18 protein-coding genes and 1 other RNA gene are annotated in these 18,973 nt (G+C 72.9%); 12 read left to right on the top strand and 7 right to left on the bottom strand.

Annotated elements, in window-relative coordinates; all coding sequences use genetic code 11:
• Positions 1–77 precede the first annotated feature (77 nt).
• The 10 genes from PSD17_RS16700 (at position 78) to PSD17_RS16745 (ending at position 9,288) form a co-directional block, all read left to right on the top strand.
• A complete protein-coding gene (locus PSD17_RS16700; protein ID WP_339123399.1) occupies positions 78–1,259 on the top strand; it encodes an acyl-CoA dehydrogenase family protein in 1,182 nt (393 codons plus the stop codon).
• Positions 1,260–1,267: 8 nt separating this feature from the next.
• A complete protein-coding gene (locus PSD17_RS16705; protein ID WP_013673367.1) occupies positions 1,268–2,281 on the top strand; it encodes an acyl-CoA dehydrogenase family protein in 1,014 nt (337 codons plus the stop codon).
• An 82-nt stretch (positions 2,282–2,363) separates the two neighbouring features.
• Entirely contained in the window at positions 2,364–2,873 is a 510-nt protein-coding gene (locus PSD17_RS16710) for a PadR family transcriptional regulator (RefSeq protein WP_013673368.1), read from the top strand.
• A 32-nt stretch (positions 2,874–2,905) separates the two neighbouring features.
• The gene (gene prfB / locus PSD17_RS16715; RefSeq protein ID WP_013673369.1) at positions 2,906–4,015 is read left to right on the top strand and encodes a peptide chain release factor 2; all 1,110 of its coding nucleotides are present in this window, start codon (positions 2,906–2,908) and stop codon (positions 4,013–4,015) included.
• Positions 4,016–4,183: 168 nt separating this feature from the next.
• Positions 4,184–4,873 carry a cell division ATP-binding protein FtsE gene (gene ftsE, locus PSD17_RS16720; protein ID WP_041760555.1) on the top strand — a complete coding sequence of 230 codons (690 nt, stop codon included), beginning with the start codon at positions 4,184–4,186 and terminating at the stop codon, positions 4,871–4,873.
• A 38-nt stretch (positions 4,874–4,911) separates the two neighbouring features.
• Positions 4,912–5,814 (top strand): permease-like cell division protein FtsX, encoded by a 903-nt coding sequence (gene ftsX, locus PSD17_RS16725; RefSeq protein WP_013673371.1) that lies wholly within the window; start codon positions 4,912–4,914, stop codon positions 5,812–5,814.
• A 31-nt stretch (positions 5,815–5,845) separates the two neighbouring features.
• Positions 5,846–6,331: an SsrA-binding protein SmpB gene (gene smpB / locus PSD17_RS16730; RefSeq protein ID WP_339123402.1), complete on the top strand. Its 486-nt coding sequence runs from the start codon at positions 5,846–5,848 to the stop codon at positions 6,329–6,331.
• Entirely contained in the window at positions 6,328–7,233 is a 906-nt protein-coding gene (locus PSD17_RS16735; protein WP_339123404.1) for an amidohydrolase family protein, read from the top strand. Before smpB ends, PSD17_RS16735 begins: the two co-directional genes overlap by 4 nt.
• Before the next feature lie 93 nt (positions 7,234–7,326).
• Positions 7,327–7,698: a transfer-messenger RNA gene (ssrA, locus tag PSD17_RS16740) on the top strand.
• A 213-nt stretch (positions 7,699–7,911) separates the two neighbouring features.
• Entirely contained in the window at positions 7,912–9,288 is a 1,377-nt protein-coding gene (locus PSD17_RS16745; protein ID WP_445261015.1) for an MFS transporter, read from the top strand.
• Positions 9,289–9,337: 49 nt separating this feature from the next.
• On the opposite strand, the gene PSD17_RS16750 is transcribed toward PSD17_RS16745, so the two are convergent.
• The 6 genes from PSD17_RS16750 to PSD17_RS16775 form a co-directional block, all read right to left on the bottom strand.
• Positions 9,338–11,026: a regulator gene (locus tag PSD17_RS16750; protein WP_339123408.1), complete on the bottom strand. Its 1,689-nt coding sequence runs from the start codon at positions 11,024–11,026 to the stop codon at positions 9,338–9,340.
• Complete coding sequence (locus PSD17_RS16755) at positions 11,023–11,709, bottom strand: cysteine hydrolase family protein (RefSeq protein ID WP_103379720.1); 687 nt, start codon at positions 11,707–11,709, stop codon at positions 11,023–11,025. The genes PSD17_RS16750 and PSD17_RS16755 overlap by 4 nt, the downstream gene beginning before the upstream one ends.
• Positions 11,706–12,440, bottom strand: coding sequence for a biuret amidohydrolase (gene biuH, locus PSD17_RS16760; protein ID WP_013673377.1), 735 nt, complete (start codon positions 12,438–12,440; stop codon positions 11,706–11,708). Before biuH ends, PSD17_RS16755 begins: the two co-directional genes overlap by 4 nt.
• Entirely contained in the window at positions 12,437–13,789 is a 1,353-nt protein-coding gene (atzF, locus tag PSD17_RS16765) for an allophanate hydrolase (RefSeq protein WP_339123411.1), read from the bottom strand. The genes biuH and atzF overlap by 4 nt, the downstream gene beginning before the upstream one ends.
• Positions 13,790–13,883: 94 nt before the next feature.
• Positions 13,884–14,573, bottom strand: coding sequence for a GntR family transcriptional regulator (locus PSD17_RS16770; protein ID WP_013673379.1), 690 nt, complete (start codon positions 14,571–14,573; stop codon positions 13,884–13,886).
• A 75-nt stretch (positions 14,574–14,648) separates the two neighbouring features.
• Entirely contained in the window at positions 14,649–15,371 is a 723-nt protein-coding gene (locus PSD17_RS16775) for a VIT1/CCC1 transporter family protein (protein WP_013673380.1), read from the bottom strand.
• 236 nt (positions 15,372–15,607) lie between these two features.
• Here PSD17_RS16775 and PSD17_RS16780 point away from each other — a divergent pair, with 236 nt between their 5' ends.
• Together PSD17_RS16780 and PSD17_RS16785 are read left to right on the top strand one after the other, a co-directional pair.
• The gene (locus tag PSD17_RS16780; protein ID WP_013673381.1) at positions 15,608–16,108 is read left to right on the top strand and encodes a MauE/DoxX family redox-associated membrane protein; all 501 of its coding nucleotides are present in this window, start codon (positions 15,608–15,610) and stop codon (positions 16,106–16,108) included.
• Between the two features lies 1 nt (position 16,109).
• Positions 16,110–16,865, top strand: a complete 756-nt coding sequence (locus tag PSD17_RS16785) for a DsbA family protein (protein WP_013673382.1) — start codon at positions 16,110–16,112, stop codon at positions 16,863–16,865.
• Positions 16,866–16,925: 60 nt separating this feature from the next.
• On the opposite strand, the gene PSD17_RS16790 is transcribed toward PSD17_RS16785, so the two are convergent.
• A complete protein-coding gene (locus PSD17_RS16790; RefSeq protein ID WP_339123415.1) occupies positions 16,926–18,908 on the bottom strand; it encodes a S9 family peptidase in 1,983 nt (660 codons plus the stop codon).
• Positions 18,909–18,973 lie beyond the last annotated feature (65 nt).

Here is an 18,973-nt window from a genome sequence, read left to right on the forward strand (position 1 = left end):
ATCGCCCGGGGGGAGAAAGTTACTCGCGAGTATGCCAAGCTGGCGGCGAGCCCGGACGGACCGCGCGAGGAGGCCGCATGGACCTGACGTACACGGCGGCGGAGGAGGACTTCCGCCGCGAGCTGCGGGCCTGGCTCGCGGCCCACATCCCCGACGAGTGGACCCGGCCCGGTTTCTGGGAGTCGCTCGGCGACGACGAGAGCTTCCGGGTCCGTCGCGACTGGGAGCGCGACAAGGCGCTCGCCGGGTTCGCCGGCATCGAGTGGCCCACCGAGTTCGGCGGGCGCGGCGGCACCCCGGGCATGAAGGCGATCTACGACGAGGAGACGGTCCGCGCCCACGCGCCGCGCACCGTCAACCCGCTGGGTCTGGCGTTCCTCGCCCCGACGGTGATGGCCATCGGCACCGACGCCCAGAAGAAGGAGATCGTCGGGCCGCTGCTGCGCAACGAGGTCATCTGGTGCCAGGGCTTCTCCGAGCCCGGGGCCGGGTCCGACCTCGCCGCGCTGTCGACCAGGGGCGTCCGCGACGGCGACGACTTCGTGGTCAACGGGCAGAAGGTCTGGACCACCAACGCCGTCCACGGCGACAAGATCTTCACCCTCGTCCGCACCGAGCCGGGGTCGCAGCGCCACCGCGGGATCTCGATGCTGCTCATCGACATGCACCAGGACGGCGTCGACGCCCGCCCGCTCAAGCAGATGAGCGGGGCCAGCGAGTTCGGCGAGGTCTTCTTCGACGACGCCCGCGTCCCCGCCGCCGACGTCCTCGGCGAGATCGGCGACGGCTGGCGCACCGCGATGCTGCTGCTGTCGTTCGAGCGCGGCGCGTCCGGGATCGGGCAGTACACCGAGTTCCGACGGCAGTACGACGAGATCGTCGAGGTCGCGCGCCGGCTCGGGCGCGACACCGACCCGGTGGTCCGCGGCAGGCTCGCCAGGGTCCTCACCGAGCTGGAGTGCCTGCGGCTGCACGCCATGCACGTCCTCACCCAGGTCGAGCAGGGCCGTGACCTCGGGTTCGAGGCGTCGATGACCAAGCTGCAGTGGTCGGAGACGTTCCAGGACCTCTGGGAGGTCTACGACGACATCCTCGGCGAGGACGCGACCCTCGACGCGCTGTCGACCCCCGGGGGCGACCTCGACCTGCGACCGCTGCACGCGCAGTCGATGTGGTCGCGGTCGGTGACGATCTGGGGCGGTTCCTCGCAGGTCCAGCGCACGATCACCGCCGAGCGCGTGCTCGGCCTGCCGCGGTAGGGGGGACGATGTTCTTCGCACTCACCGACGACCAGCGCGAGTTCGGCACCGCGGTCACGACGTACCTCGCCGAGCGGTTCGACCTCGAGGCCGTGCGCGGCGTCGTCGAGGACGCCGCGGGCGACGGACACCCCGCCGCCCTGTGGAAGGCCGCGGGCGAGCAGGGCTGGCTCGCCGTCACCGTCCCCGAGGAGCACGACGGCCTCGGGCTCGGCCTCGTCGAGGCCCAGGTCATCGCACGGGCACTGGGCGCGGGCGTCGCACCCGGGCCGTGGCGCGGGACCGTCCTCGCGGCCGAGGCGATCCGGCTCGCGGGGTCGCCCGAGCAGCAGGCGGCGTGGCTGCCGAGGCTCGCGTCGGGCGCGGCCGTGGGCGCCTTCTCGCTGCGCGCCGGCCGGACCGCCGTCGAGTACGCGGCGGTCGCCGACGTGATCGTCGTCCGTGACGGCGACGGGCTCGTCCTCGTCGAGCGCGGCGCGTTCACGGCCGAGCCGGTCGGCTCCTACGACGGCACCACGCGGCTCGCGACCGTCACCGTCGACGGCCCGGGGGAGGCTCTCCCCGGTGCCGGCGCCGCGACGGTCGCGGATCTCACCGCCCGGGCGACCGTCCTCGTCGCGTCCGATCTGGCCGGTGTCGCCCGCGAGGCGATCACCCGGACCGTCGCCTACGACCGCGAGCGCGAGCAGTTCGGCGTGCCCGTCGGCTCGTTCCAGGCGATCAAGCACGCGCTGGCCGACCTGCACGTCGGCGTGACGATGGCCGAGCACGCCGTGCTCTACGCCGCGCACACCGTCGACACCGGTGCCGAGGGGGCCGATCTCGCGGTGGCCGTGGCCAAGGCGAAGGCGTCCGACGCCGCGCTGGCCGCGACCGCGGCGATGATCCAGTACCACGGCGGCATCGGCTACACCTGGGAGCACGAGGCGCACCTGTTCTACAAGCGGGCCAAGCGGCTCGCCGGCCAGTTCGGCGACGCCGACGCCCAGCGCGCGCGGATCGCGGAGCTGACCATCGGCTGAACCGTCGCGAGAGGGACCTGCGCCGGGCCGGGGTCCGTCCGCTGTGGATGCGGACCTCGGCCCGGCGTGGGACCGTAGGGACATGCCGGGGCCCACGACTGTGAACGCGACCGCCGCCGCGCTGCTCGGACTTCTGCACAGCGGGCCGATGACCGGCGGTCAGCTCGTCGCGGCCGCCGCGGACCGGTTCGGCGCCTTCTTCTCGGTGACGCGCAGCCAGGTCTACCGGGAGCTGCCCGCCCTCACCGAGGCCGGCCTGCTCAAGCCGGGCAAGCAGGGCCCGCGTGCCTCGCAGCAGTACGTCATCACGCAGCCGGGCCGGCGCGCGTTCAAGACCTGGCTGATGGCGGGCGGCGGCGCCGACTCGCTGCGCAGCCCGCTCGTCCTGCGGCTGCTGCACTCGCGGTCGCTGACGGTCCGCCAGCGCACCGAGCTCGTGCGGACCGCACGGGTCGCCTACGCCGTCCGGCTCGACGGCGCCCGGTCCGCGGCGCGCACCGAGACCGACCCCTACGAGAAGGCCGTCGCCGACTTCGCCGTCGCCCACATCCGGGCCATGGTCAAGCTGCTGGACGCGATCCCGACCGAGTAGCGGGCGGCGCGTACCGCGTACCCTCGTCTGTCGTGAACCCCGACGTCGCAGCCGACCTCAAGGACCTGGCCGGAACCCTCGAGAACATCGAGGCGGTCGTCGACCTGCCCGCGCTGCGCGTCGAGATCGCCGACCTCGAGGAGCAGGCGGGTCAGCCCGATCTCTGGAACGACACGGAGACCGCGCAGAAGGTCACCAGCCGCCTCGCCCACGCCAACGGCGAGCTGCGCCGCGTCGAGGACCTGCGCCGCCGGCTCGACGACCTGCCGGTGCTCTACGAGCTGGCCGAGGACGAGGGCGACGAGTCCGCGATCGCCGACGCCGACCGCGACCGCGTCGCGCTGCGCGCGGAGATCGAGTCCCTCGAGGTGCGGACGCTGCTGTCGGGGGAGTACGACGAGCGTGAGGCGCTGGTGACGATCCGTTCCGAGGCGGGTGGCGTCGACGCCGCCGACTTCGCCGAGATGCTCATGCGCATGTACCTGCGCTGGGCCGAGCGGCACGGCTACGGCGTCGACGTCTACGACACCTCCTACGCGGAGGAGGCCGGCATCAAGTCGGCGACGTTCCAGGTCCACGCGCCCTACGCCTACGGGACGCTCTCGGTCGAGCAGGGCACGCACCGGCTCGTGCGCATCTCGCCGTTCGACAACCAGGGCCGCCGCCAGACGTCGTTCGCCGGCGTCGAGGTCGCGCCCGTCGTCGAGTCGACCGACCACATCGACATCGACGAGAAGGACCTGCGCGTCGACGTCTACCGCTCGTCGGGGCCGGGTGGCCAGGGCGTCAACACGACCGACTCCGCGGTCCGGCTGACCCACATCCCGACGGGGATCGTCGTCTCCTGCCAGAACGAGCGCAGCCAGATCCAGAACAAGGCGACGGCGATGGTCGTCCTGCAGGCCAAGCTGCTCGAGCGCAAGCGCCAGGAGGAGCGGGCCCTCATGGACTCGCTCAAGGACACGGGCTCGTCGTGGGGCAACCAGATGCGCTCCTACGTCCTGCACCCGTACCAGATGGTCAAGGACCTGCGGACCGACTTCGAGGTCGGCAACCCGGGCGCGGTGCTCGACGGCGACATCGACGGCTTCATCGAGGCCGGTATCCGGTGGCGGCGCCAGCAGCAGGCCGAGACGAACTGACCGTGAGCGGCGATTGTCGCCATGGCGACCGTCGCCACGCACGAGGGCTCCTCGCTGCCGCTCACTCTCGGTGACGGCCGGGGCGGGATCCGCGAGCGGTCGCCACGCCGCGCCGAGGGGGCGGGTCGAACGCGGGTTGCGGGGGCCGCGCCCGGTACCGTCCCGACCGTGATCCGCCTGGAACGCGTCACCAAGATGTACAAGACGTCGACGCGCCCCGCGCTGGACCGCGTCTCGGTGTCGGTCGACAAGGGCGAGTTCGTCTTCCTGATCGGGCCGTCCGGCTCGGGGAAGTCGACGTTCCTGCGGCTGCTGCTGCGCGAGGACGTCCCCACCCGGGGCCGGATCACCGTCGCCGACCTCGACGTCGCCAAGCTCCCGCGCAGGCGCGTGCCGCGGCTGCGCCAGCGCATCGGCGTCGTGTTCCAGGACTTCCGCCTGCTGCCCAACCGGACCGTCGGCGGCAACGTCGCGTTCGCGCTCGAGGTCATCGGCAAGCCGCAGGCCACGATCGCCCGCGTCGTCCCCGAGGTGCTCGAGCTGGTCGGGCTCGAGGGCAAGGCCGACCGGATGCCCCACGAGCTGTCCGGCGGCGAGCAGCAGCGCGTCGCGATCGCCAGGGCGTTCGTCAACCGGCCGCTGGTCCTGCTCGCCGACGAGCCGACCGGCAACCTCGACCCCGACACCAGCCAGGACATCATGCTGCTGCTGGAGCGGATCAACCGGACGGGCACGACCGTCGTCATGGCCACCCACGACCACTCGATCGTCGACTCCATGCGCCGTCGCGTCGTCGAGCTCGACCTCGGCCAGGTCGTGCGCGACGAGTCGCGCGGCGTGTACGGGGTCGGCCGCTAGATGCGCTCCGTCGACGTACCTGTTCCCGCGGAGGCGGCGTGAGATCCGACTTCGTCCGCCGGGAGGTCGCCACCGGCCTGCGGCGCAACGTCACGATGACCGTCGCGATGGTGCTGACCACCGCGATCTCGCTGGCCCTGCTGGGCACCGGCATGCTGGCGGTACGCACGATCGACTCCACGGAGTCGCTCTACGCCGACCGCCTCGAGATCCAGGTCGCGCTCACCCAGGACGTCTCGGCCGCCGACCAGGACTGCAGCCAGCCGATCTGCTCGGGCCTGAAGAAGACGCTGGAGAACTCGCCGCTCGTCGAGTCGGTGACGTTCGAGAGCCAGCAGGAGGCCTACACCCGCTTCCAGCAGCTGTTCGCCGGCCAGTCGATCGCCGACGTTGCCCGCCCGCAGTCGCTGCCCGCCACGCTGCGCGTCAAGCTCGCCGACCAGCAGACCGGCGCGGACGCCGTCCGGCAGGCCATGAACGGCCAGGTCGGGGTCCGGACGATCATCGACCAGCGCGACGTCGTGGGGAAGCTGTTCGACTTCCTCGGCGGCGTCCGCAACGTGACGTTCGCGCTCGCGCTCGTGCAGGCCGTCGCCGCGCTGCTGCTGATCTCCAACACCGTGCAGGTGTCGGCGTACACCCGCCGGGTCGAGGTCGGGGTCATGCGCCTCGTCGGCGCGACCCGCTGGTACACCCAGCTGCCGTTCCTCATCGAGGCGGTCCTCACCGGCGTGGTCGGCGCCGTCCTGGCGGGGGTGGGGCTCGTCGTCGCCAAGTTCGCGTTCATCGACGACCTGCTGGCCGGCATCGCGCAGAACGGCGTCATCCCGCCGATCACGATCTACGACGTGCTGGAGACCTCGATCTGGCTGCTGCCGATCGGTGCCGCGATCGCGGGCGTCACCGGGTACGTGACGCTGCGGCTGTACGTCAAGGTCTGAAACCGGTTCCGCCGCCGCGTAGGCTGGTCGGGTGAAGGAGAAAGGCCGCAAGGTGATCGCGCAGAACCGCCGCGCGCGTCACGACTACAGCATCCTCGACACCTACGAGGCGGGTGTCGCGTTGATGGGCACCGAGGTCAAGAGCCTGCGGCTGGGCCGTGCCTCGCTGGCCGACGCCTTCGCGACGATCGACGACGGCGAGGTCTGGCTCCGCGGGCTGCACATCCCCGAGTACACCCACGGCAGCTGGACCAACCACGAGCCGCGCCGCACCCGCAAGCTGCTGCTGCACAGGGCCGAGATCGAGCGGCTCGTCGGCAAGACCCGCGAGGGCGGGCTCACGTTGGTGCCGCTGTCGCTGTACTTCAACGAGGGCAAGGTCAAGTGCGAGGTCGCGCTGGCCAAGGGCAAGAAGTCCTACGACAAGCGGCAGGATCTCGCCAAGCGCGACGCCGAACGCGAGGTCCGCCGCGAGTTCGGGCGCGCCGCGAAGGGGCGCGCGCGGGAGATGCGGTGACGGTTCCCGCGCCGCCGGCCGACGACGCGGACGTCACACGGTTCGTCGCCGACCTGGGCCTGCCCGGCCTCGTGGACGCGCACACCCACTTCCTGCCCGAGCGCGTCATGACCAAGGTGTGGGCGCACTTCGCGCGCGGCGAGGAGTACTACGGCAGGCCGTGGCCGATCCACTACCAGCTGCCCGAGGACGAGCGGCTCGCGATCCTGCGCGGCCTGGGCGTACGGCGGTTCGCGCCCCTGGTCTACCCGCACAAGCCCGACATGGCCGCATGGCTGACGAAGTGGGCACTCGACTTCGCCGCCACCACGCCCGGCGCCGTCCCGACGGCGACGATGTACCCGGAGCCCGACGTCGTCGACTATCTGGGTGCGGCGGTCGAGGCCGGGGCGCGGCTGGTCAAGGTGCACGTGCAGGTCGGCGCGTACGACCCGCGGGACCCGCTGCTCGCACCGGCGTGGGGGCTGCTGGCCGAGGCAGGCGTCCCGGCGATGGTGCACTGCGGGCACGGGCCCGTCCCCGGCGACCACACGGGTCTCGACGTGTTCGCCGAGGTGCTGGCCGCGCACCCGCGGCTGCGGGTGGTGCTGGCGCACGCGGGGATGCCCGAGTTCGGCGCGGCGCTCGACCTCGTCGACCGCTTCGCCGGGGTGCACCTCGACACGACCGTCGTGGGTGTCCCGTTCACCGCGGAGATCGCCCCGCTGCCCGACGACTGGCCGGCCCGGCTCGCGGGCGTCGCCGACCGCGTCGTGCTGGGGACCGACTTCCCCAACATCCCGTACGCCTACCACGTGCAGCTCGCCGCGATCGCCGGCTGGGCCGCGGCCGACGACCGCCTCGGCGTCCCGTTCCTGCGGTCCGTCCTGCACGACGCGCCGGCGGCGCTGCTCGGGGTGTGACACGTGTGAGACCGCGACGCCCGGGGAAACGGGGATGATCCGACGCGGCCGGCGCGTTAAGATGTCGTGTCCGTCCGCGTGGGCGGGCAGCAAGGGGGTGAACGGTTTCGACTCCGGATGTCGATCGAGGTGAAGCGTGCCGAGGAAGGCGACGATGATCTCGCAAACCACCCGTCGCAAAAAATCAAGCGCCGACAAGAGTCAGCGCGCCTACGCCCTCGCCGCCTGAGCGAGGAGCGTGGCTGTCGGACCGGGGGCTCCCTCGCCCCGGACCCCGGCATCATTCAGAGGGATTACCGTGCGGGCCGGTCGCGGGCGCGCACGGGACATCTCACAGCGACTGGGATCGTCACTTCGGCTTGTTCGCGTGACCGAAGGATCCGAGTAGAGGCGTAGCGAACTGCGCACGGAGAAGCCCTCGTGAAGCAACGGAGGACCCGGGTTCGATTCCCGGCACCTCCACACCCCACCCACCGGGGCCGCACCGCTCGCCGAGCGGAGCGGCCCCGGTGTCGTTTCTCCGGGTGTCGTTTGTCCTGGTGTTGTCTCCCCTGGTGCCCTGCCCGCGGACGCCGGTCGGCACCGACGGCGGGGCCGATCCGGACGTCCCCGTCGTACCGGGTGGCCGCGACGTCGATTAGCCTTGCTCACGAAGTGGACGAGAGGGATCAGGTGCGCATGCGGGGCAGGTCCGGTGGCGGGGCGGCGACGACGGCCCGCCTGCCGTCGGAGATCCGGGTCCTCGTCGCGGCGGCCTTCGTGATCGCGATCGGCTTCGGTCTCGTCGCGCCCGCCCTGCCGGCCTTCGCCCGCAGCTTCGACGTCGGCGTCACGGCCGTCTCCCTGGTCATCAGCCTGTTCGCGGTGTTCCGGCTCGGCTTCGCGCCCGTCGCGGGCCGCCTGGTGTCGCGGTTCGGCGAGCTGCGCGTCTACGTCACGGGTCTGACGATCTCCGCGGTCTCGAGCCTGCTCTGCGCGTTCGCCGCGAACTACGCGCAGCTGCTGTTCTTCCGGGCGTTCGGCGGTATCGGCTCGACGATGTTCACCGTCTCGGCCATCTCACTCCTGGTCAGGCTGGCGCCGCCGGCCGCCCGGGGCCGGGCCTCGGGGGCGTGGGCGACGGGCTTCCTGCTCGGCAACATCGCGGGACCGCTGCTGGGTGGGCTGCTGATCGGGTTCGGCCTGCGGGTCCCGTTCCTCGTCTACGCGGCAGCAGTCGTCATCGCGCTGCTGCTCACCGGCGTGATGCTGCGCGGGCGCATCGGCGCGCCGGTCTCGTCCGACCCCGACGCGGAGCCGAGCGCCACCTTCGGCCAGGCGATGCGGCACCCCACCTACCGCGCGGCGCTCGCGTCGAACTTCGCCAACGGATGGGCCGTCTTCGGCGTGCGCGTCGCGATGGTGCCGCTGTTCGTCGTGGAGGTGCTGCGCGAGGGCGACGCCTGGGCGGGCTACGCGCTGGCTGTGTTCGCCGTCGGCAACGCCGCGACGCTGCTGCTGTCCGGACGCTGGGCCGACCGGGCCGGGCGCAAGCCGCCCGTGATCGCCGGGCTGGTGGTCTCGGCGATCGGGACGGCCGCGCTCGGCCTCGCCGGGTCGCTGCCGCTGTTCCTGGCGATCTCGCTGGTGTGCGGCGTGGGCAGTGGGCTGGTCAACCCCGCGATGACCGCGGCCGTGGCCGACGTCATCGGGGTGCGGGCCCGGGGCGGCACCGTCCTCGCGGGCTTCCAGATGGCCGGCGACCTCGGGGCGATCGCGGGCCCCCTGGTGGCGGGCGCGGTCGCCGAGCAGGTCGGCTACGGCTGGGCGTTCGGGGTCACGGGCGCGGTGTCCGTCGTCGCGTTCGCGCTGTGGGCGCGTGCGCCCGAGACCCGGCCTGCGGGCGGGTCCGCTCCTGCCGACGACGTGATCCCCGACGTCGTCGCCGCCGAGGCGGGGCCGACCGGAGCGGCCCCGCGGGGCTCCGCCGAAGCCCCGCGGGGTTCCGCCGCAGCCCTGCGAGGTTCCGATGCGGCCCCACGGCCGTCAGGTTCCCGAGGGGCCCGGCGTCGCTGACCCGTGAGTGGCGGTGGTCGCCATGGCGACCACCGCCACTCACGGGCCGTTACGCCGTCGCGGGCCGGCCGGGGCCGTCGGACAGGTCGATCGGGGCCGCCGCGGGTTCCGCGGCGTGGCGCGGCGTCGGCACGCCCTCGCCCGGCTCGGCGCCGACGAGGTCGGCCGCGACGGGCTGGTCCGCGCGCACCCCGTCGCCACCGACGCCGCGTCGCCGGACGACCAGGCCGAACACGCCCAGCACGACGGCCGCGAAGAGATAGCTCAGCGCGATCTGGCCGCCGACGTTCCACCCCACCTGTGGTGCGTGGATCAGCCCGAAGAAGCCGACCACGGCCCCGATCGCGGAGTAGGCCGCCGCGGCGAAGAAGTTCTTGTCGATGACGAAGGCCGTGATCGACCCGAGCACGAGGCCGGCGAGGATGGCGCCGCCGCCGAGCAGCACCGTCCCGTGGTAGACGAGCCCGGCGTTGGTGAGCGCCTCGTCGCCGACCTGGGCGGCCGACGTCCCCGCCGCGGACAGGGCGTTGTCCATCAACCCCGCCGCCCACGACGCGATGTTCGGGATGATCGCGATGACGACGGCCACCGCGTGCCGGCGCGGTGTCTCCTGGAACGCCTGGGCGCCGATGAGCAGGCCGATGTAGAGCAGGATCGGCACGATCGCGGGTGTCGGCAGGATGGCCCCGAGCAGCCCGAACAGCCCGAGGAAGCACATCAGCGCGATGACGACGCCCGACGCGAGCGAGTACGTCGTCCGGCCGCCCGCGGCCTTCCAGCCGGGGTGCCCGATGTAGACCGCGGGCGGGAACGGGCAGCCCAGGACGGAGCCGACGATGGCGCCGGTGCCGTCGGCGGCGAGGATCGCCCGCATGTTGTACTCGTCGCCCGCGACCGCGGCGGACTCGATGTTCGTCATGCCCTCGGTGAAGTTGTAGATGCCCAGCGGGATGGCCGTCGCGAGCAGGGGCGCGACGTCGGCGAGCCCGTCGCCGAGCCGGCCGAGGTCCGCGGTGGGCAGCGAGAGCGCGACGTCCTTCGCGGCCGTCACGACGTCGGGCGCGGACATGTACCCGCCGATCCAGCCGATCGCGGTGCCGACCAGCAGCGCCGCGAGCCCGACCGGGATGTTCCCCGGGAGCCGGAGGTCGGTGAAGAACCCGATCAGAATGATCACCATGACCGGGAGCGCGATCCACAGCGCCTCCCACATCTGCGCCGCGGGCCGCATGGAGATGAACGCGATCGACACCCCGGCCAGGGTCCCGAGCATCGCCGCCTGCGGTGTGTACCGGCGGATGAACGGCCCGACGAACGCGCCGAGCAGCACGATCACACCGATGATGAACGACCAGGCCAGCCCGGCGGCCCAGGCCGTCAGCGGATCCTTCGTCTGCAGGTAGACCGGCAGCATGATGACGAAGACGACGATGAACATGTGCGGCACCGACGGCCCGTAGGGCATCGCGCAGACGTCGGTGCGCCCCTCGCGCCGGGCCAGCCGTCGCGCGAGGTAGGTGTAGTAGACGTTGCCGATCAACAGCTGGACGCCGAGGGCCGGGAGGATCACCCCGAACACGTCCGAACCCGGGATGTTGACCACCGCGAGGCAGAGCCCGGACAGGGTCAGGACGTTGACCAGGGTGTTGAACCCGAGGCCGAAGAACGCGTTGGTGTCACCGGACACCCACCACGACAGCGTGATCGGCTGCACCGTGGGTTCGCTGGTCTCGCTCACGCGGCGGACTCCTTCACGAGGGCGTCGAACAGGGCGGTGGACGGCGCGACCCAGCCGAAGATGCCGCCCTGCGCGGCGACCATCTCCAGTGCGACGCGGTGGAACTCCGGGAAGTACGAGCCGGTGCAGTCCGACAGCACCAGGCACTCGTAGCCGCGGTCGTTGGCCTCCCGGACGGTGGTGTGCACGCAGACCTCGGTGGTCACGCCCGTGACGACGAGCGACCGGATGTTCCGGGCCTCGAGCTCCGCGCCGAACGTGGTGCCGTGGAACGACCCCTTGCCGGGTTTGTCGATCACGAGCTCGCCCGGGGCGGGCGCCAGTTCGTCGACGATGTCGTGCCCGTACTCGCCGCGGACGAGGATCCGGCCCTTCGGGCCGGGGTCGCCGATCCGCAGCGAGGGGTTGCCCCGGTTGAGCTTCGCGGGCGGGCAGTCCGACAGGTCCGGGACGTGGCCCTCCCGGGTGTGGATCACGGTCATGCCCAGCTCGCGGGCGGTCGCGAGGACCTGCTGCAGCGGCGGGATGACGCTGCGCAGCAACGACACGTCGTTGCCGAGGGTCTCGCCGAACCCGCCGGGCTCGCAGAAGTCGCGCTGCATGTCGATGACCACCAGCGCGGTGGTGGCGGGGTCGAAGGTGAACGGCGCCGGGCTCGCGTCGACCTGCACGGGGACTCTCACGTGGTGCTCCAGCTGGTCGCCTCGACGACGGCGTCGGCGGTGCCGACGGCGCCGAAGACCCCGCCCTGCATGGTCACCATGTGCAGGGCGGCGTCGTGGTTGGACGGGTCGGTGGCCCCGGTGCAGTCCGAGAGGATCAGGCACTCGTAGCCGCGGTCGTTCGCCTCGCGCATCGTCGTGTGCACGCAGACGTCGGTCGTGATCCCGGTCAGCAGGATGTGGGTGATCCCGTTGCTGCGCAGGACCAGGTCGAGCTGCGTCGCGTAGAACGCACCCTTCCCCGGCTTGTCGATCAGCACCTCTCCGGGGACCGGCGCGACCTCGGGGACGATCTCCCAGCCCGGTTCGCCGCGGACCAGGATGCGTCCGGCGGGGCCCGCGGAGCCGATCTCGGCCCCGATCTGGCGTGAGCGCCAGCGCTTGTTCGCCGGCAGGTCCGACAGGTCCGGCGCGTGGCCCTCCCGGGTGTGGATCACGAGCATCCCGGTCTCGCGGGCGTGTGCCAGCAGCCGTGCGGTCGGGCCGAGCCCCCGTCTGGTCAGGGCGATGTCGTACCCCATCCGGTCGACGTAGCCGCCCGGTCCGCAGAAGTCGACCTGCCAGTCGATGCAGATCAGCGCGGTTCTCGACGCGGGGACGGCACCGTCGTACGGCCAGGCGTAGGGGCGGGCCGCGACCGGTCCGATGGTCGCGGTGCGCGTGTCCGTGGCGACGTGTGGGCTGACTGTCATGGAACCTCCACAGGGACGAGCGCGGCGGCTGCGGCCAGCAGCCGGGTCTCGGAGAAGGCGGGGCCGACGAGGGTCACCCCGCAGGGCCGGCCGTCGGCGGTGAACCCGGCGGGCACGGCGACGGCGGCGAGGTCGAGCAGGTTCGTGAACTGCGTGTAGCGGCCGAGCACCGCGTTTCGTCCCACCGGGTCCGCGGCGATCTCGGCGCGGGTGAACGTCGTCGGGACGGTGGGCAGCAGCAGGACGTCGGCGCGCGCGAAGAGGCCGCGGCACCACGCCCTCAGCTCCTGGAGCCGGTGCCGCGCACGGAAGGTGGCGACGGCGTCGTAGCCGCTCCCGCGCTCGATCACGGCCCGGGTGACGGGCAGGACGTCGTCGCGATGGTCGGCGAGGAACCCGGTGAGCGCGGCGAGCCGTTCGGCGACCCAGGGGCCGTCGTAGAGCAGGTCGCCGGCCTCGCGCAGCGCGTCGACAGGCGTGTGCACGACCCCGGCCGCCCGCCCCGCCGCGACGGCCGCCACCTCGTCGAACCTCGCGCCCATCGCCTGGTCGAGACCGTCGGCGGGGCCGAGGTCGGCGGGCAGGGCGAGCCTCGGCGCGGCGACGGGCGGCAGTGGCACGCCGGTCCGGGACCAGGGATCGTCGGGGTCCGGGCCCGCGAGGACGGCGAGGACGGACGCGGCGTCGCCGAGGTCCGTGGTGAAGACGCTGACGCAGTCCAGCGACCGGCACGCGGGCACGACACCCGAGGTCCCGATGAGTCCTCGTGTCGGCTTGAGCCCGACGATCCCGTTGAGCGCGGCGGGGACCCGGCCGGAGCCCGCCGTGTCGGTGCCGAGCGCGACGGGCACCAGGCCCGCGGCGACGGCGACCGCGCTGCCCGAGCTCGATCCGCCGGAGATCAGGTCCCCGCCGAAGACGCTCTCGCAGCCGCCGTAGGGCGATCGTTGGCCGGTCAGCCCGGTCGCGAACTGGTCGAGGTTCGTCTTGCCGACGACGAGCGCTCCTGCGTCGCGCAGCCGTCGGACGGCCCCGGCGTCGCGATCGGGGACGCGGGCGAACGCGGGGCAGGCGGCCGTCGTGGGCAGGCCGGCGACGTCGATGTTGTCCTTGACGGCGACCGGGACGCCGAACAGGGGGAGCCCGGCGGCGCCGCGGGCGTCGAGCTCTGCGGCGCGGGCGCGCAGGGTCGACGCGCTCGCCACGCTGATCCACACCCCGTCCTCGCCGCGGGCGGCGATGCGCTTCAGCAGCGCCTCCACGGTGGTGCGCACCTGCAGCCCGCCCTCGCGATAGCCCGCGAGGAGGGCGGCGATCCCGGTCGGGACGGCGGTGGTCTCTGTCGGCACCTTGTCGATTGTCGACCGTTTGGTGTCGAGCACCGTCGTGGACGGTTACGACCGTGTGACGCCTCCGGCGGGTCGCTCAGGAGGCGCGACGACGTCAGTCGGCCTCGAGCTCGGGGGTCAGGTAGGCGCGGGCGCCGTGTGCCCCGAGGGCGTCGAGGACGGACGCGCGATCGCCGCTCGCCACCGCCTCGTACAGCCGGCGGTGCCGCTGCGCGCCCGACGACGCGGGCCGGACCTCGGCCTCGCGGCGCATGTTCGTCGCCATGTAGAGCTGCAGCTGGAGGATCACCGGCTCGTAGACGCGCAGCAGGTGCTGGTGCCCGGCGAGTCCGACCAACGCGAGATGGAACTCCCGGTGGGCCTCGGCCTGGTCGAGCGTCTCGCCCGCGGCGGTGGCCCGCTCGACCTTCTCGGTGGCGCGTTCGAGAACCGCGAGCCGCTCGGCCGGCGGCGGACCGTCACCGAGCGCGAGGTCGACCGCGAACCGTTCGAGGACGTCGCGCAGTCCGAACAGCTCGTCGATGTCGCGGGCCGACAGGCTGGCCACCCGGACGCCGCGCCGCGGCAGGTGCTCGACGAGGCCCTGCTGCCCGAGCAGCCGCAACGCCTCGCGCAGCGGGGCCCGGCTGGTGCCGAAGCGGCGGGTCAGCTGCTCCTCGACGAGCCGTTCGCCCGGGGCGAGGGAGCCGCTGAGGATCTCCGCGCGCAGTCGGACGACGGCGAGCTCGACGAGGCTCCGGGCGCCGAGCGCACCGAGGTCGGTGAGCTCGGGCTGGGCGGTCACGGCTGGCCTCCGGGGCGGTCGACGCGGGGCTGACGGGGTCCAGGGTGTCAGACGGGATGCGCCACCGCCCCGGGATCAGTTCGTCGCCACACCGATCAGCGACCCGACCAGGAACGTCGCGCCCGCCGCGATCGCGCCGAACATCAGCTGCCGGAGCCCGGCTCCCCACCACGAGCGCGCGGTGAACCGCGAGGTCAGCGCCCCTGCGACGAACAACCCGAGCGCCCCGACGGCCAGCCCCAGCCACAGGGACGACGACCCGAACAGGAACGACAGCAGCGGGATCACCCCGCCGACGGCGAAGCACAGGAACGACGACCCCGCCGCCACCCACGGCGACGGCGCCTCGTCGGGGTCGATCCCGACCTCCTGCGTGACGTGCAGCCTCAGCTCGAGCTCGGGATCCGCGTGCAGCTCGGTCGCGACGGCCTCCGCGGTGGCCTGCGACAGCCCCATCTCCCGGTAGCGCGCGACGAGCTCGGCCCGCTCGGCGTTCGGGTGCCGGCGCAGCTCCTCGCGCTCGACGGCGACCTCCGCCCGCACCGCGTCGTTCTGCGCGCTGACCGAGGCGTACTCGCCGAGCGCCATCGAGAACGCGCCCGCGACGAGCCCCGCGACGCCGGTCAGGATGATGCCCTCGCGGTCGACGCCACCGCCGCCGACGCCCGCGACCAGGGCGATGTTCGTGACGAGCCCGTCCATCGCCCCGAAGACGGCGGCGCGCAGCCAGCCGCCGGAGACGTCGGCGTGCCGGTGGTCGTGGGCGTGTTCGGCGGCCTCGTCGGCAGGCACGGACATGGCTGCACGGTACCTCGCGAGTTCGTCCACGATGGACCGAAGCGAGGCTGCCCTCCGGTCGGGGCAGGCACGCCTGAGGGCTGCGCCGCGTCGCGGGCGGCCGACGCGCGGGTGCGCGGATCGCGGCGCCGTGCCCGACCGGGAGGCCGCCGGCTACGCCGTGACCCGATCGGGGTGGCCCGTTCGGGCCGGAGTGCCCGCATCGGGCTCTCAGGATCCGCCGATACTCTGATCGGGTGGAGCGTGGACGGATCCTCGACGTCATCGGGACGCTCGCGCGTCTCGGGCTCGCCGCGGTCTGGTTGGTGTCCGGCGGGATCAAGGTCGCCGATCCCGACCAGACCTACATCGCGGTCAAGGCCTACGACGTGCTGCCGACGGCCGTCGTGTCGCCGGTCGCCACGGTGCTGCCCTGGCTGGAGATCGCCCTCGGCGTGCTGTTGCTGATCGGTGTCGGCACGCGCGCCGTCGCGGTGCTCTCCGGAGTCCTGCTGCTCGTCTACATCGCCGGCGTCTCGCAGGCCTGGGCGCGCGGGCTCTCGATCGACTGCGGCTGCTTCGGCGGCGGCGGGCAGGTCGCCCCCGACGCGACGGCCTACGGCACGGAGCTGCTGCGCGACACGGGGTTCCTCATCCTCGCCGGGTGGCTGACGATCCGCCCACGCACGTTGTTCGCGCTCGACGGGCGCCTGGAGAACCGGACGCAGCCGCGACACCGGTCGAGTGAGAGGGTCTGACGTGGGAGGAGCCTCGCGCAGCGAGAAGCAGCGCCGGCAGGCGGCCAGCCAGCGGCTCGCCGCGGCGGGGATCACGCCGAAGCAGCACGGTCCGTCCGGCGGCACCCGCATCGCGCTGATCGTCGTCGCGGCCGTCGTCGTCGTGGCGGCGGTCGTCGCGTACTTCGTGATCCAGAACCGGCAGTCGACGGAGCCGAGCTACCCGGTCGCCGCGAGCGGCACGGTCGTCACCGCGGGAAAGGCCGACGCGCCGGTCACCGTCGACGTCTACGAGGACTACCTCTGCCCGGTCTGCGAACGCTTCGAGGCGCGCTACGCCGACGACGTCACGAGCGCCCTCAACGACGGGAAGATCAAGGTCAACTACCACGCGACCGCGATCCTCGACAACCAGACCACGCCGCCCGGCTACTCGACCCTCGCCGCCAACGCCGCGCTCTGCGCCGTCCCGGCGAACATCTGGCCCGCGTACCACAAGGCGCTCTACGACGACCAGCCCGCGGAGAAGAGCGCAGGCCTCACGGCGCAGCAGCTCGTCCAGAAGGGCACCGACCTCGGCGCGAAGAACGCCGACTGGTCGTCGTGCGTCACCGGCAACGGCAACGCCGCCGCCATCGCCGCCGCCACCAAGGCGTCGATCGCCAACACCGCGCTGCAGACCAACGGCCAGTTCGGCACCCCGACGATCCTCGTCAACGGCACCAAGATCGACCTCAACGACAGCAAGTGGCTCTCGAACGCCATCGCCGGCAAGTGACGTGAGCGGCGATGGTCGCTGAAGCGACCATCGCCACTCACGAGGGTCGCGCGCGCCTGCTCACGCGGGCGTCTCGGGGGCGCGCCCCCCGAGGTGGCGGGCGAACCACTCGAGGATCAGCTCCGCGCGCCGGACCCGGTGGCGCGGCGAGCCCGAGCGGCTCAGCGCGTGGCTCTCGCCCGCGAAGCGGTGGTACTCCACCGGCTTCCCGAGCAGGCGCAGCGCGACGAACAGCTGGTCGGCCTGGTCGGCCGGGCAACGCAGGTCGTCGTCGGAGTGCAGGATCAACACCGGCGTCGTGACGTCGCGGACGTAGGTGATCGGCGACATCCGCCGGTAGACCTCGGGATGGCGCACGTGGTCGACGCCGATCTCGAAGCGGAACATCCCCGCCACGTCCGACGCCCACTCCAGCGACTCCAGGTTGTTCACCGCGCGCTCGCTGCAGGCGGCGACGAAGCGGTCGGTGTGCCCGATCAGCCAGCTCGTCAGGTAGCCGCCGTAGGAGCCGCCGAGCACGCCGACACGGTCGGGGTCGAGGTCCGGGTTCGCCGCCAGCGCCGCGTCGAGGACGGCGAGCACGTCATCGGCGTCGACGCCACCCCAGCCCGTGCCGGGCCACTCCTCGGCCTCCGGCGCGCGGATCGCCCGGGCCCAGGCCTCCGTGCCGCCCGTCGAGCCGTGCGGGTTGCAGTAGACGACGGCGTAGCCCGCGCCCGTCCACATCTGGAACTCGTCGAACCAGGAGTTGCCGTACTGCGTCATCGGGCCGCCGTGGATGGACAGCAGCACGGGGGTGTGCTCGCCCGCCGGTTCGGCCGGCCGCATCAGCCAGGCGTCGATCTCGCCGTCGCCGGCGGGGGAGCCGACGGTGAAGTGCTCCGGCGCCCGTGGGGGCACCGCGGCGTGAAAGGCGTCGCCCGCCGTTGTGAGCCGCCGCCGGGTGCCGTCGCGGTCGAGGACGAACAGCTCCGGCAGGGCGGTCGCCGTCGCGGCCGTGAACGCCAGCGTCCCGCCCGCCAGGTCGTGGCCGGTGACCCACAGCTCGCCGCCGACGACCGTCGCGACGTCCCCACCCGTGGCCGGCACCCGCCCGACGTGCACGTTGCCGGCGTCCTCCCAACTGAGGACGAGGTCGTCGCCGTCCCAGACCGGCTGTCGGGCTCCCGGCATCGGCGCACACTGCCGGTCGAGCGCGGCGGTCAGGACCGTCTCCTCGCCCGACGCGACGTCGACGACCGCGACCTGGGTGTGCGAGTGGATGATCCGGGAGTCCTCGGCCAGCACGGCGATCCGCGTGCCGTCCGGCGACCAGGAGGGCAGCCGGTGCGCGAACGTCCGACGCGTGAGCGCCCGCGGCTCGCTGCTGCCCGTGGGGTCGACCAGCAGGACGTCGGCCAGGATCGGCGTGAGGTCCCAGTCGGGCGTGCGGTCGGCCGTGACGGCGATCGTCGCGCTGTCGGGCGACCAGGACGGCGCCCCGTGGTCGTACGGGCCGCCCGCGACGAGCGTCGGCGGTCCCGATCCGTCGACGGCCACGACGAACACGCTGCGCGGCCGGTCGACGATCCAGCCCTCGCCGTCGAGCCGCGTGACGAGCCGGTCGATCCGCCGCGGCGGCCGCGCCTTCTCCTCGGGCTCGTCGAAGCGCGCCGTCCGCTCCCGCGACGTGAACGCGATCCGCGCGCCGTCGGGCGACCACGCCGGGTCCTCGATGGCCTCCGGCCGCTCGCAGATCGTCCGGACCTCCCCGGGCCCGTCGACGGGGGCGACGTGCAGTGTCGGATGCTCGTCGGTGCCCCGCCGGCTCGTGAACGCGAGCCGGCGCCCGTCGGGCGACCAGCGGGGCTGCCCGTCGCCGTGCTCACCTGCGCTGAACGGCTGCGGCGGTGACGACCCGTCGGCCGCGGCGAGCCACACCCCGCTGCGGTAGGTGTTCTCGGCCATGTCGACGTGGGTGACGACGAAGGCGACCTGCCTGCCGTCGGGCGAGACCCGGGGATCGGAGATCTGTGCGATCCGGGCGATGTCGGCGGGCTGCACCCGTTGCTCCTATGTCAAGCGGCGACCGGTTGGGGACCGGTCGTTGTGCTTGTGGTGGTGTGCAG

It is taken from the genome of Pseudonocardia sp. D17 (assembly GCF_036984265.1).
GTDB classification, from domain to species: Bacteria; Actinomycetota; Actinomycetes; order Mycobacteriales; family Pseudonocardiaceae; genus Pseudonocardia; species Pseudonocardia benzenivorans.